Annotated in this window: 8 protein-coding genes; 2 read left to right on the forward strand and 6 right to left on the reverse strand. The window is 71.2% G+C overall.

What is annotated here, in order from left to right:
• Positions 1-118: 118 nt before the first annotated feature.
• Both ACFVV5_RS14295 and ACFVV5_RS14300 read right to left on the reverse strand, forming a co-directional pair.
• Positions 119-1,741 carry an acyl-CoA dehydrogenase family protein gene (locus ACFVV5_RS14295; protein WP_387245245.1) on the reverse strand — a complete coding sequence of 541 codons (1,623 nt, stop codon included), beginning with the start codon at positions 1,739-1,741 and terminating at the stop codon, positions 119-121.
• A 4-nt stretch (positions 1,742-1,745) separates the two neighbouring features.
• A complete protein-coding gene (locus tag ACFVV5_RS14300; protein WP_387245248.1) occupies positions 1,746-3,572 on the reverse strand; it encodes an ABC-F family ATP-binding cassette domain-containing protein in 1,827 nt (608 codons plus the stop codon).
• Positions 3,573-3,746: 174 nt separating this feature from the next.
• Between ACFVV5_RS14300 and ACFVV5_RS14305 the strand changes: the two genes are divergently transcribed.
• On the forward strand, positions 3,747-6,701 hold the full coding sequence (locus ACFVV5_RS14305; RefSeq protein ID WP_387245251.1) for an AAA family ATPase: 2,955 nt from the start codon (positions 3,747-3,749) through the stop codon (positions 6,699-6,701).
• Positions 6,702-6,968: 267 nt separating this feature from the next.
• On the opposite strand, the gene ACFVV5_RS14310 is transcribed toward ACFVV5_RS14305, so the two are convergent.
• Genes ACFVV5_RS14310 through metG form a run of 4 tightly spaced genes read right to left on the reverse strand, consistent with a single transcriptional unit; the run spans position 6,969 to position 11,290 of the window.
• Positions 6,969-7,901, reverse strand: coding sequence for a 4-(cytidine 5'-diphospho)-2-C-methyl-D-erythritol kinase (locus ACFVV5_RS14310; protein ID WP_387245254.1), 933 nt, complete (start codon positions 7,899-7,901; stop codon positions 6,969-6,971).
• A gap of 31 nt (positions 7,902-7,932) precedes the next feature.
• Positions 7,933-8,778 (reverse strand): 16S rRNA (adenine(1518)-N(6)/adenine(1519)-N(6))-dimethyltransferase RsmA, encoded by an 846-nt coding sequence (gene rsmA, locus ACFVV5_RS14315; RefSeq protein ID WP_387245257.1) that lies wholly within the window; start codon positions 8,776-8,778, stop codon positions 7,933-7,935.
• On the reverse strand, positions 8,775-9,704 hold the full coding sequence (locus ACFVV5_RS14320; RefSeq protein WP_387245260.1) for a TatD family hydrolase: 930 nt from the start codon (positions 9,702-9,704) through the stop codon (positions 8,775-8,777). The genes rsmA and ACFVV5_RS14320 overlap by 4 nt, the downstream gene beginning before the upstream one ends.
• Complete coding sequence (gene metG / locus ACFVV5_RS14325; protein WP_387245263.1) at positions 9,701-11,290, reverse strand: methionine--tRNA ligase; 1,590 nt, start codon at positions 11,288-11,290, stop codon at positions 9,701-9,703. Before metG ends, ACFVV5_RS14320 begins: the two co-directional genes overlap by 4 nt.
• A 211-nt stretch (positions 11,291-11,501) precedes the next feature.
• Here metG and ACFVV5_RS14330 point away from each other — a divergent pair, with 211 nt between their 5' ends.
• A complete protein-coding gene (locus ACFVV5_RS14330) occupies positions 11,502-12,986 on the forward strand; it encodes a DUF222 domain-containing protein (RefSeq protein ID WP_387245266.1) in 1,485 nt (494 codons plus the stop codon).
• The last annotated feature ends 32 nt before the right edge of the window (positions 12,987-13,018 follow it).

Raw genomic sequence — 13,018 nt, forward strand, 5'->3', positions numbered from 1 at the left:
GTTTTCAGGACGATCCGACGTCTGGCGACCGCCCGCTCCTGAATTCAGGTGCCGGCGGTCGCAGCACGCCGGAGACTCCTGAATTCAGGTGCGGCCCGCCGGGCGAGTCAGTGCACCGCTACGCGCGGGCGACGATCCCGGCGAGGTCCAGGCCGCGCGGCAGCTCGCCGTAGAGGGACCCGCGGGACGGGCCGAGCCGCGCCTCCACGAAGCCGCGGCCGACCGCCTCCGGCGCCGTGCGCAGCAGCAGGGCGGCCTGCAACGCCACCGCCAGCCCGGCCACGAGCGAGCGCACGCGGGAGGCCGCGTCGGCCTCGTCGAGTCCGGCGGCCTCCTGCAGTCGCGCGCGCATCCGGTCGTGGTGCTCGTCGAACAACGGGTGGATGCCGCGCGACGCGGAGAGTTCGAGGTCGAACGCCTCGGCGCTGGCCGGCTCGCGGCTGATCGCGCGCAGCACGTCGAGCGCGATGACGTTGCCGGAGCCCTCCCAGATCGCCATCACGGGCTGCTCGCGGTAGCGGCGCGCCAGCGGGAACGCCTCGGTGTACCCGTTGCCGCCCAGACATTCGAGCGCCTCGTACGCATGACCGGGGCCGCGTTTGCACACCCAGTACTTCGAGACGGCGGTGGCCAGCCGGCGAAAGGCGCGGTCGGCATCCGGGGCGTCGTCGTCGTGGGCGCGCGCGAGCCGGAGCGAGACGGCGGTCGCTGCCTCCGATTCGAGCGCGAGGTCGGCGATCACGCCGGTCATCGCCGGCTGGTCGATCAGCCGGGAGCCGAACGCCGCCCGGTGGCGCACGTGCCAGGCCGCCTCCGCCACCGACTGGCGCATCCCGGCGGCGCTGCCCAGGATGCAGTCCAGGCGCGTGCGATCGACCATCTCGAGGATGGTGCGCACTCCGCGGCCCTCCTCGCCCAGCAGGTAGCCGACGGTGTCGTCGAACTCCACCTCGCTCGACGCGTTGGAGCGGTTGCCGAGCTTGTCTTTGAGCCGCTGGAGGGCGAACACGTTGCGGGTGCCGTCTTCGAGCATCCGGGGCACCACGAAGCAGCTGAGCCCCCTCGCGGTCTGCGCGAGCACGAGGAACGCGTCGGACATCGGCGCCGAGCAGAACCATTTGTGGCCGGTCAGGAGGTGGCGGCCCTCCGACGAGGCGATGGCGCGCGTGGTGTTGGCGCGCACATCCGAGCCGCCCTGCTTCTCGGTCATCGCCATCCCGACGAGTGCCGACGTCTTATCCGCTCGCAGCCGGCCGTCGTATTCGCGGCTCAGCAGGCGCGGCAGCCATTCGGCCGAGAGCTCCGGCGAGGCGGCGAGCGCCGGCACCGCCGCATGCGTCATCGAGATCGGGCAGGCGTGCCCGGGCTCGATCTGGGCGAACAGCATGAAGGTCGCCGCGCGAGCGACGTTCGCGCCCGGTCGCGGCTCGGCCCACGCGCTCGTGTGCGCACCCGCCGCCACCGCCTCGCCGAGGATCCGGTGGTACGACGGGTCGTACTCGACCTCGTCGATGCGGTTCCCCCAGCGGTCGAAGGCGCGCAGTTCCGGCTCGTGAACGGATGCCCGCTCGGCGTCCTGCTGGAACTCGGCGCTGCCCACCAGCCGGCCCACCCGGCCGAGCTCCGGCACCGCCCAGCCGGAGTCGTACCGTTCGACGCCTTCGAGCAGGGGGATGTCGGCGGCGAACTCGTCGACGTCGACCCGCGGAGGCGGCTGGTTGGTCACGTCGTGGGTGCTCATGCCCCTAATCCTCCAACTGCTCCGACAGTTCGAGCCAGCGGGTCTCCAGCGTGGCGATCTCGTCTTCGAGAGCCCGGAGCGTGTCCGTGATGGTGCCGATGCCCACGTAGTCGCTCTGGTCGTGCTCGGCGAGCCGTTCGTGGGCGGCGGCGACCTGGTCGGCGAGCTTGCCGAGGCGCCGGTCGATCGAGGCGACCTCCTTCTGCGCGTTCCGGAGCGCGGCGCCACCGAGAGCGGGAGTGCCCGTTCCCCCCGATCCGGCTCCGACCAGCGCCGGAGCGCCGCCCTCCGCCGACGAGCCTTGCGCCCGCCGCAGCTGCAGGTACTGGTCGACGCCGCCCGGCAGGTGCCGTAGGGCCGCATCCATCACCGCGTACTGCTGGTCCGTCACGCGCTCGACCAGATACCGGTCGTGCGAGACGACGATGAGGGTGCCCGGCCACGAGTCGAGGAGGTCTTCCATCGCCGCGAGCATGTCGGTGTCGAGGTCGTTGGTCGGCTCGTCGAGGATGAGCACGTTCGGCTCGTCGAGCAGGATCAGCAGGAGCTGAAGGCGCCGCTTCTGCCCGCCCGAGAGGTCTTTGACCGGGGTCGAGAGCTGGGCGTTCGTGAAGCCGAGCCGCTCGAGCATCTGCCCCGGGGTCATCTCTTTGCCGCCGGCGAGGTAGGTGGTGCGCTTGCCTGCGATGACCGCGCTGACCCGGTCGTCCTGCACGTCGTCGAGCTCGGAGAGCTGCTGTGTGAGGCTGGCGATCTTGACCGTCTTGCCGCGCTTGACCCGGCCCGAGGTGGGCTCGAGCGTTCCCGCGACGAGGGCGAGCAGCGTCGACTTGCCCGCGCCGTTGACACCGAGGATGCCGGTGCGCTCCCCCGGCGCGATCCGCCATTCCACGTCGCGCAGCACCGTCTTGTGGGTGGGGGCGTCCTCGCCGCCGGCCACGGGGAACACCACGGAGGCGTCGATCAGGTCGACGACGTCCTTTCCGAGGCGCGCCGTGGCCATCTGCTTCAGCTCGACCGGGTTGCGCGGCGGCGGCTCGTTCGCGATCAGTTCGGCGGCAGCGTCCATCCGGAACTTGGGCTTCGACGTGCGGGCGGGAGCGCCGCGCCGCAGCCAGGCCAGCTCTTTGCGCATCAGGTTCTGGCGTTTGGTCTCGGCGACCGACGACATGCGGTCGCGCTCCACCCGCTGCAGGATGTACGCCGCATAGCCGCCCTCGAAGGGCTCGATCAGCTCGTCGTGCACCTCCCAGGTGGCCGTGGAGACCTCGTCGAGGAACCACCGGTCGTGGGTGACGACCACCAGGCCGCCCGCCGAGGCGGGCCAGCGGCTCTTCAGGTGGGCGGCGAGCCAGGCGACGCCCTCGATGTCGAGGTGGTTGGTGGGCTCGTCGAGGAAGAGGATGTCGTGGTCCTGCACGAGCAGCGCAGCGAGCGCCACACGCCGGCGCTGACCGCCCGAGAGCTCGCCCACCGTCGCATCCCACCGGATGTCCGCGACCAGTCCGCCGAGCACGTCGCGCACCCGCGCGTCCCCCGCCCACACGTGCTCGTCGATCTCGCCCACGATGGCCCCGCCGACGGTGAGGGCGGAGTCGAGTTCGTCCCCCTGGTCGAGCATCCCGACCGTCACGCCACGACGCCGGGTGACGCGGCCGGAATCCGGTTCGAGCCGGCCGGACAGCAGCGAGAGGAGGGTGGACTTGCCGTCGCCGTTGCGCCCGACGACTCCGATGCGGTCGCCCTCGTTGATGCCGACGGTCACGCTGTCGAAGATGACGCGGGTCGGGAATTCGAGATGCAGCGACTCAGCGCCGAGAAGGTGTGCCATGAGGGTCTCCAGCCTACCGGCTGAGCCCGGCGGTCCCCTGGGCGCGAGGCCCCGCGGAGGCCGCCGTCCCCTGGACGGGTGCTGCCCGGCGCTCCGCCGTTATGGGAGACTCGCAACGATCGGTTCGCGTTCGATCCGGCGCGTCCGCCCGGCCGATCAGGATGGGGAATCCACGTGACCGAGAACGCCGCGGCACTGTCGACCCTCCCGCTCTTCGGACGCGACGCGGCCCGTGAGACCGTGCTGCTCGTCGCCCGCCGGGCCCTCGGCCAAGGCGGCGCCGTGCTGGTCACCGGCGAGGCCGGCCTCGGCAAGACCGCGCTCCTCGGGGATGTCGCCGAACGCCTCGACGGCTGGACCGTGCTGCGCGTGCACGCCGACTCGTTCGAGTCCGACCTGAGCTATGCGACCGTCGAACGGCTGGTCCGCGGGCTGAACGCGCTGAACGGACTGAACTCCTCGAGCCGCGCGGGCATCCGGCTCCCCGAGCCCGACGACGAGCCGATCACGGTGGGACGCCTGCTGCTCGACGCGATCGACAGCGCGAGCACTCCGGTGTGCGTCGTCGTCGACGACGCGCAGTGGGTGGACGAGGCGTCGGCGCGCACGCTGCGCTTCGTCGTGCGGCGCCTCGCCGATCACCGCTTCCTCTTCGTCGCGGCGACGCGCCCGGTGCCGAACAGCGTCGTGTCCCTGTTCGACGACATCGCGGCGACCACCGTCAACCATGCGCGCGTCGACCTCACGCCGCTCACCGTCGCCGACACCCAGGAGCTCGCCGAGCACATCCTCGGTCACGCCATCTCGCGCCGCACGGCGACCCGCCTCACCGAGGCGACGCAGGGTTCCCCTCTGCTGCTGAGCGTGCTGCTCGGGCAGCTGCGCGAGACGCTCGCCTCCGCACTGCACCCGGCGGGCTGGGACCTTCCCGTCGCAGCGATCACCCCTCTCGCCACCGCCGTCTCGTCGGCTCTGGAGGGCGCGGACCCGTCGGTGCGGAACGCCGCCGAGATCGTCGCCGTGCTGCGCGACCCGCTCCCCCTCCCCCTGTTCGGCACGATCGCCGCCCGCCTCGGCACGCCCGTCGACCCGGATGGCGCCGTCGCCCGCGGTCTGGTGCGCTCCTCCGAGCACGACGGCGTCGTGTGGGTCGAGCCCGCGCACGCGATCCTCGGCGACGCCCTCGCCGGCGAGCTCCCCCTGCAGCGACGGGTCGAGATCCACCGGATCGCCTCCCGCGTGCTCACCGGGCACCGCGCACTCCGCCACCGGGTGGAGGCCGCCGACACCGCCGACCCGACGCTCGTGACAGAACTGCTCGCCGCGAGCCGGCTCGCCGCCGATCGCCACCAGGCCGATCAGGCGATGAGCTACGCCCGCTCGGCCGTGCACCTCGCCGCTCCCGGCGCGGAGCACCACCGCGCCCTGCTCGAGATCGGCCTCCTGGCGATGCGCACCCGGATGCACGAGCGGATCTTCGACCTCGCCCCCGCCATCGAGGCTCTGCCGTCCTCGCCGTCCCGGGATGCCGTGCTCCTGGAGCTCCGGACGCTCACCGGCGACATCCCCGGCGCTCTCTCCCTCGCGCTCGCCATGGATGCCGCTCCCGCGATCACGCCGGACGAGCGCGCCATCCGCGCCCACGTGGCCGAAGCCATCCCCAAGGTCCTCATGGCCACGCGCGACTTCGGCGCCACCGTCGAGTACCTCGACCGGGCGCGCCTCCACATCGCTGCCGCGCCCGCCGACCCCTCCGAGGTCGCGGACCCCGCCCTGCGCTGGCTCGCCCAGCCCGAGGACGACCTCCTCCGCCTGCTCGGCTGGACGCTCATCGCGGCCGGCCACATGCGCCGGGCCGACCTCATCGGGCCGCTCATCCACGAGCTCGACGGCCTGCTCGACGGCGTCGAGTCGCCGGCCGCCGTCGACTCCCTGGTCACGAGGGCCCGCGTCTTCATCCTCTCCGGCGACGTCGGCCGCGCCCGCGACGATCTCGCCCGCGCCGCCGTGCTCGTGCGGCGTTTCCCGTCGAGCTGGACAGCCGGGTTCGCGCGCACCATCTACGCGCATGTGCTGTTCCTGGTCGGCGAGTGGGACGAGTCGGTGACTGCCGCCGACGCCTCCGTCGCGCTGGCGCTCGACGAGACGGACCTGTCCGGCTGGCCGATCGCCCTCACCGTCTCCTCCCTGGTGCGCGCGGGCCGCGGCGAGACGTCCGCGGTCGACGAGCGTCTGGGCTCGGCGTCGCGTGCCCGGCCGGGATTCGCCGGCTCCTACGATGGCGACATCCCGCACATCGCCCGTGCCGAGCTGGCGCGAGCCCTCGGCCGTACCCACGACCAGCTCGCGGCCACCGAAGCGGCCGAGGCGGAGGCGACCGGCGCATCCACTCTCGGCTGGATGAGCTACCGCGTCGACGCGCTGGCGACCCTGGGTCGTGCCCCGGATGCTCGCGCGGCCTTCGAGGCCTGCACCGACCCCCGGCGGCTGTGGCGCCCCTACTACGGCACTCTCGGCTGGCTCGAAGGACGCGTGCTCGAGGCGGAGCGGCGTACGGACGAGGCGGTCGCCGCCTACCTCGGCTCGCTGGACGACCCGGGATCGGCCCGCTTCCCGTTCCCTCACGCTGTCGCCGCGCTCGACGCGGGCCGCCTGCTCGCGACCCGGGGCGCCGATCCGGAGCAGGCGCGCACACTGCTCGAGCGGGCCTCGGAGACGTTCCGCCGGCTCGGCGCCGCCGGGTACCTCTATCGCTGCTCGCGTCTGCTCGAAGACCTGGCGAGTGCGCAGAGCGACGGCAGCGCCCGCAGCGACGCCGACCGTCCCGACCCGTTCGCCCCGCTCACCACCCGCGAGCGGCAGGTCGCCCACGCCCTCGCCGCCGGGATGACCAACAAGGAGATCGCCGAGCGCCTCTACGTCTCGGTGACCACGGTCAACTTCCACGTACGCAACATCCTGGCCAAGCTCGAGCTGTCCTCGCGGCGCGACCTGCGCAAGCTCACCAGCACGCAGCGCGGCGCCCGGCGGCCGGCGCCGCGGCGTGCCGACCTCCCGCACCTGGGAGACCCGCGTCCGCACCCCGAGGGTCAGCACGTGACCGGACGCCGCAGCGGCCCCGGTCGCTGACCCGAGCCCGGCGCGAGCGCCGACCCGACCCGGGCCCGTGCGCCGGCGCCGCGCATCCCGTCAACTCTTGACGGTTTTCACCTCACCATGGTGAGCGTCCGCCCCGGCGTCGCTAGTTTGGAGACACACCCAGGGTGCCCGCCCGGGTCGCATGGAAACGGCTCTCGCAACGGATCGTCTCAACCCAGCATGCGAGCCGTGAGCTGGGCATCCTCGGGTGGAAACCCTCGTGGGACCCGCATCCCGCACCCGAGGGGAGCGCGCTCGTCAATCGCCGATGATCCGAGCGCCGTGCACCGGCCCCGTCGCCCGAACGGCGGTCAGCCGTGCCGCACTGAGCGCGATCTGCAGGTCGAGGGCGCTGTCGAGGTCGGCCGTCAGGAAAGCGACGGTCGGCCCCGACCCCGACACCATCCCGGCCAGCGCGCCGTTCATCTCGCCCAGCTCCAGCACTTCGCCGATCTCCGGCGCGAGGTGGATCGCAGGGGCCTGAAGGTCGTTGGTGAGCGACTCCGCGAGCATGTGCGGGTCGCCCGCGCGCAGCGCCTGGAGGACGGAGGTGTCGACGCTGGGCTTCAGCTGCGCCGGCGCGATGTCGTGCAGGTGGCGTTCACGGTGACGGTCGAGCTCGGTGTACACGATCGGCGTACTCAGCTCGCTGTCGGGCAGCGCGAGCACCCACTGGAACTGTCCCGTCGCGAGGGCCGGGCTCAACCGGTCGCCGCGTCCCGTTCCGATGGCGGTGCCGCCGACGAGCGCGAACGGCACGTCGGCGCCGAGCCGGGCCGCGAGCGCATGCAGGTCGTCCTTCGATGCTTCGGTGCCCCAGAGCGCATCGCACGCCACCAGCGTCGCCGCCGCGTCGGCCGAGCCCCCGCCCATGCCGCCTGCGATCGGAACATGCTTCTCGATCTCCAGGCGCACACCGCCGGTGTAGCCGGTCTTCCGCGCGAGCATCCGGGCCGCTTTGATCGCGAGGTTGGTGCCGTCGGTGGGGAGGCTCGACGTGTCGACGGAGCCGCTGAACGTGACCGAGAAGTCGTCGGCGAGGTAGGCGCGTACGTCTTCGTAGAGCGAGACGGCCTGGTACGCGGTGGCCACATCGTGGTATCCGTCGTCCATCACGGCGCCCACCCGCATGAACACGTTGATCTTGCCCGGTGCTCTGACGTGCACCATCTCAGCCGCCGACGAGTTCATGCTTCCAACCTACAGGCGGAAGGGCGACCGTCTACTCCACCCGCGCAAGCGCGACGAAGTCGGCGATGCCGAGCTGTTCCCCGCGTTGAGTGGGGGCGAGTCCGGCGGCCTCCAGGGCGGCGGATGCGGTGGCCGAGTCGCCGTAAACCGGCGCGAGCGCCTGCCGCAGCATCTTCCGGCGCTGCTGGAACGCGGCGTCCACCAGCGCGAACGTGCGGCGGCGAAGTTCCTCGTCGCCCGGCACGTTCTCGTGACGCTCGAACGCGATCAGCACGGAGTCGACGTTCGGGACCGGCCAGAAGACCTGGCGGCTCACGTTGCCGGCCGTGCGCCACGAGCCGTACCAGGCGGCTTTCACGCTCGGCGACCCGTAGACCTTGGACCCCGGCTCGGCGGCCACCCGGAAGCCGACCTCGGCCTGCACCATGACCACGCCCGACCGGATGCTGTCGAAATGCTCGAGGAAGTGCAGCAGCACCGGCACCGACACGTTGTACGGGAGGTTCGCGACCAGGCGGGTCGGCGACTGGGGAAGCGTCTCGATGGTGAGCGCGTCCTGGTGGATCACCGTGAGACGATCGGCCACCTCGGGAGCCGTCACGGCGACGGTCTGCGGCAGTTGCGCGGCCAGGCGGCGGTCGATCTCGACGGCGATCACCGTCGCGTCCGCTTCGAGCAGGCCGAGCGTGAGCGAGCCCAGGCCGGGGCCGACCTCGACCACGACGTCGCCCGGCTGCACGCCGGCGACCCGCACGATGCGCCGCACGGTGTTGCCGTCGATGACGAAGTTCTGGCCGAGCTTCTTGGTGGGTGTGACGTCGAGCAGCTGCGCGAGGTCGCGGATCTCGGCCGGCCCGAGCAGGCGGAGCTCGGTCACGCGATCGACCCGATCGGCGTCGTCGGCGGCGCCGCCACGGGCTCGGCGTCCCAGCGTCCGTAGACGAGCTCGGTGTTGGAGCCGATCTGAGCGGCCAGCGTCGAGGCGTCGGTCCCGAGAGTGTCGGCCATCGCCCGCAGAGTGTGCGGCAGCAGGTACGGCGCGTTCGGCCGGCCGCGGTACGGCATCGGCGTGAGGAACGGCGCATCGGTCTCGACCAGCAGCAGTGCGCGCGGGGCCGACTCGAGGGCGTCCCGCAGGTTGTGCGCGTTCTTGAACGTGACGTTGCCGGCGAACGACATGTACCAGCCGTTCTCGGCGCAGATCTCGGCCAGTTCGACATCGCCCGAGAAGCAGTGGAACACGGTGCGCTCCGGGGCGCCCACCCGCTTCAGGGTGGCCACGACGTCGGCGTGAGCGTCGCGGTCGTGGATCTGCAGGGCGAGATCGTTCTGCTTGGCGATCTCGATGTGCGCCTCGAACGAGCGGAACTGCGCGTCACGCCGCGGACCGGCCGCGGTGCGGAAGAAGTCGAGGCCGGTCTCGCCGACCGCACGCACGCGCGGCCGTCCGGCGAGCTCGGCGATCACCGCCAGCGCGTCGTCGAGCTCCCCGCGTTCGGCGTAATCCGGGGCGTCATTGGGGTGGAGCGCGACCGCTGCGAGCATCCGGGGCTCGATCGCCGCCATCTCGGCGGACCATCGTGACGTCTCGACGTCGTTTCCGACCTGAACGACCCCGCGCACTCCGACGCTGGATGCCCGGTCGAGCTGCTCCCGGTAGTCGAGCGGGTCGTCGCCGTCGGAGATCTCCAGGTGGGTGTGGTTGTCGTAGACCGGCACGACGAGCGCCTCCGGAAGCGGCGGATACGCCAGGTCGCGTCCGTTGGTGACGTGACGCTGGCGGATGAACGCCGGATCGGTCATGCGCCCGGCACCGCGTCCGCATCGATGCGCGGGAAGAGGGCCTCCAGCCCGTTCACCGTCGTGCCTGCCGGGAGCTGGCCCCAGACGCCCGCGGAACGGATGGGCTGCTCGTCGAGTCCGCCCAGTTCGTCTTCGGCCCCGAGCGCCACCCAGAGCTTGAGGGTCGCCGCCGGGATGAACGGCGAGAGCAGCACCGCGAGCGAGCGCAGTCCCTCGGACGCCGTGTAGAGCACCGTGCTCAGCCGCTCGCGCTGCGTCTCGTCCTTGGCGAGCGACCAGGGCTCCTGCGCCGTGATGTACCCGTTGAGCTCGTCGACGATCGTCCAGATCGCCGTCAGGGCGTCGTGGATGGCGAGCTTCTCGATCGCCGCGTCGGCCGCCGAGGTGGCCTTCGCGATCGTGTCCTGAACGGCGAAGTCGGCGTCGAAGTACGTGGACGCCGGGGGCACGACGCCCTCGAAGTAGCGGGTGACCATGGCGATCACGCGTGACGCGAGGTTGCCGAAGCCGTTCGCGAGCTCCGCCTGGTAGCGGGCCGCCAGGTCCTCCCAGCTGAACGAGCCGTCCTGACCGAAGCTGATCGCGCGCATGAAGTAGTACCGGAACGCGTCCGAGCCGAACGTGTCCGTGATCTGCGTCGGCGCGATGCCGGTGAGCTTCGACTTGGACATCTTCTCGCCGCCGACGAGCAGCCAGCCGTGGCCGAACACCCGGTGCGGGACGTCGACGCCGGCCGCCATCAGCATCGCCGGCCAGATCACCGCGTGGAACCGCAGGATGTCTTTGCCGACGATGTGCGTCGCCGGCCAACGGCGGTCGAAGGTCGCTTCGTCCTGTCCGTAGCCGACCGCCGTGACGTAGTTGAGCAGAGCGTCGAACCACACGTAGACGACGTGCGAGGGGTCCCACGGCACCTTGATGCCCCAGTCGAAGCTGGAGCGCGAGATCGACAGGTCGGAGAGGCCCTGGCGCACGAACGAGACGACCTCGTTGCGGGCCGACTCGGGCTGCACGAACTCGGGACGCTCCTCGTAGAGAGAGAGGAGCTTGTCGGCGAACTGGCTCATGCGGAAGAAGTAGTTCTTCTCCTGCAGCAGCTCGAGCGGCTTCGAGTGGATCGCGCAGACCTTCTGGCCCTCGTACTCCCCTGTGCCGTCGAGGATCTCGCTCTGCGGCTTGAACTCCTCGCAGCCCACACAGTAGAGCGCCTCGTACTCGCCGGCATAGATGTAACCGTCGTCGTAGAGCTTCTGCAGGAACAGCTGGACGTTCTTCTCGTGGCGCTCGTCGGTCGTGCGGATGAAGTCGTCGTTGGAGATGTCGATGGTCTTCAGCAGCGGCAGCCACTCGGTGGTGACCAGACGGTCGGCCCACTCCTTGGGGGTCGTGCCGTTCGCGGTGGCCGTGCGCAGGATCTTCTGGCCGTGCTCGTCGGTTCCCGTCAGCAGCCAGGTGTCGTCACCCGACTGACGGTGCCAGCGCGCCAGCACATCCGCGGCGACCTCTGTGTACGCGTGCCCGATGTGCGGGACATCGTTCACGTAGAAGATCGGCGTGGTGATGTAGAACGAAGAGCCGTCGGACATGCTGTCTATCCTACGGGCGCGCGAACAGGTGCTCTGGTGTGTTACCGGCGGTCGCGGCCTGTCGGACCGGGCGGCGAGGCGGCTTGTGGATGCGCGGGTCGCGGGGCCTCCTCCACAGGATGCGGTCGGCGCCGGTTATCCACAGGTAAATGGCTGATCAGGGCCCGTATCCGGGACACCCGATGTCAGTGGTTCATGATTCGATGGGTACATGTCGACCAGCCCGGCGCCCGAGTTACGCGATCTCCTCGCAGAGGATGTTGCGGGCTTCGGCGCGGAGTTCGCGGCGAAGGTCGCTGCGGAGTTCGCGGCGAAGGTCGGGGCGACGTTCGCGTCTCCGGGACGGTTCGGGCGCGACGAGCTGCTGCTGGCGGTGACCTCGCTCGGCGACCTGCAATCGGTGCTGGACGCGGCAAAGGTGCGGATCGCCGGCGAGCTGGTGCGCCGCTCGGCTGCTCCTGACGACGAGAACCCGGTCAGGCGGAGCGGCCATGCGAGCCCGCCCGCCCTCCTGGCCGAGCGGTGGCGCATAGCACTCCCGGCGGCTCGGCAGCTCTGCCGAGTGGGCGCGAGCACCAGCACCCAGCGGAGTCTCCTCGGCGAATCCCTGCCGGCGCGTTACCCGCTCCTTGCCGAGGCGCTCATCCCTGCCTCCTCCGACGGGGATCACGGCTTCGCCGCTCCGTCTCGGGTGAGTGTGGATCAGGCGGCGGTGATCGTGCGGGAGCTGGACAAGGCTGCCCCGTCGTGTTCGCGGGAGGCGCTGGCGCTGGGTGAGAAGACGCTGGTCGAGCATGCTCCCGGCCTGACCGTCGAGGACGTGCGGGTGCTGGCCGGGCAGGTGCGGGACCGGTTGGATCAGGATGGGGTCGAGCCGCGCGAGGACCGGCAACGGCGCAGACGCTCCCTCACCATCTCCACCACCACCGATGGCATGACCCATCTCGACTGGTTTCTGGATCCGGAGTCGGCCGGTTTCGTGGTCACCGCGATCGATGCGGTCGTCGGCCACGAGTTGCGGGCCGTGCGGTTCCGCCCGAACACACCGGATCTCGATGATGAGACTGGCACTGGTGATGTTCCGGAGTCGCGGAGCCTGGCGCAGTTCCGTTCGGATGCGGCGACCGACGTGTTCCGGCATGCCGCCGCCTGCACGACACCGGCCGGCACCGGGAAACCGCCGGTGACGATGATCGTCCGGATCAGTCTCGACACCCTGCGAACCGGCACCGGCACCGGTGAGATCGACGGCATCCGCACCCCGATCAGTGCCCGCACCGCCCGCCGCCTGGCCGTCGACGCCCAGCTCATCCCCGCCGTCCTCGCCGGCCCCAGCGAGATCCTCGACCTCGGCCGCGCCCGCCGCCTGTTCACCCCCACCCAAAAACTCGCCCTCGCCGAACGCGACGGCGGCTGCGCCTTCCCCGGCTGCCCGCACCCACCCAGCTACACCGAAGCCCACCACATCCGCTGGTGGGACGCCCACACCGGCCCCACCGACCTCAGCAACGGAATCCTCTTGTGCAGCCACCACCACCACCGGGTCCACGCCGACCACTGGGACATCCACCTCACCAACGGCACCCCCCACTTCACCCCACCCGCCCACATCGACCCCCACCGAACACCCCGCCCCGGCGGCCGCATCCACCTCCCGGAAAGGACAGCAGCCCCACCCCAACGCCGGGCGTCATAGGGGGCGGTAAACCCGAGCGCGCCCAACCCGCA

Source organism: Leifsonia sp. NPDC058248 (assembly GCF_042881905.1).
In the GTDB taxonomy this organism is placed as follows: domain Bacteria; phylum Actinomycetota; class Actinomycetes; order Actinomycetales; family Microbacteriaceae; genus Leifsonia.

Bases quoted from the DNA above. Each gene is read 5' to 3' on its own strand.
- ACFVV5_RS14300 (WP_387245248.1), bottom strand. From the start codon at position 3,572: ATGGCACACCTTCTCGGCGCTGAGTCGCTGCATCTCGAATTCCCGACC.
- ACFVV5_RS14330 (WP_387245266.1), top strand. From the start codon at position 11,502: ATGTCGACCAGCCCGGCGCCCGAGTTACGCGATCTCCTCGCAGAGGAT.
- ACFVV5_RS14295 (WP_387245245.1), bottom strand. From the start codon at position 1,741: ATGAGCACCCACGACGTGACCAACCAGCCGCCTCCGCGGGTCGACGTC.
- ACFVV5_RS14310 (WP_387245254.1), bottom strand. From the start codon at position 7,901: ATGAACTCGTCGGCGGCTGAGATGGTGCACGTCAGAGCACCGGGCAAG.
- metG (WP_387245263.1), bottom strand. From the start codon at position 11,290: ATGTCCGACGGCTCTTCGTTCTACATCACCACGCCGATCTTCTACGTG.
- ACFVV5_RS14320 (WP_387245260.1), bottom strand. From the start codon at position 9,704: ATGACCGATCCGGCGTTCATCCGCCAGCGTCACGTCACCAACGGACGC.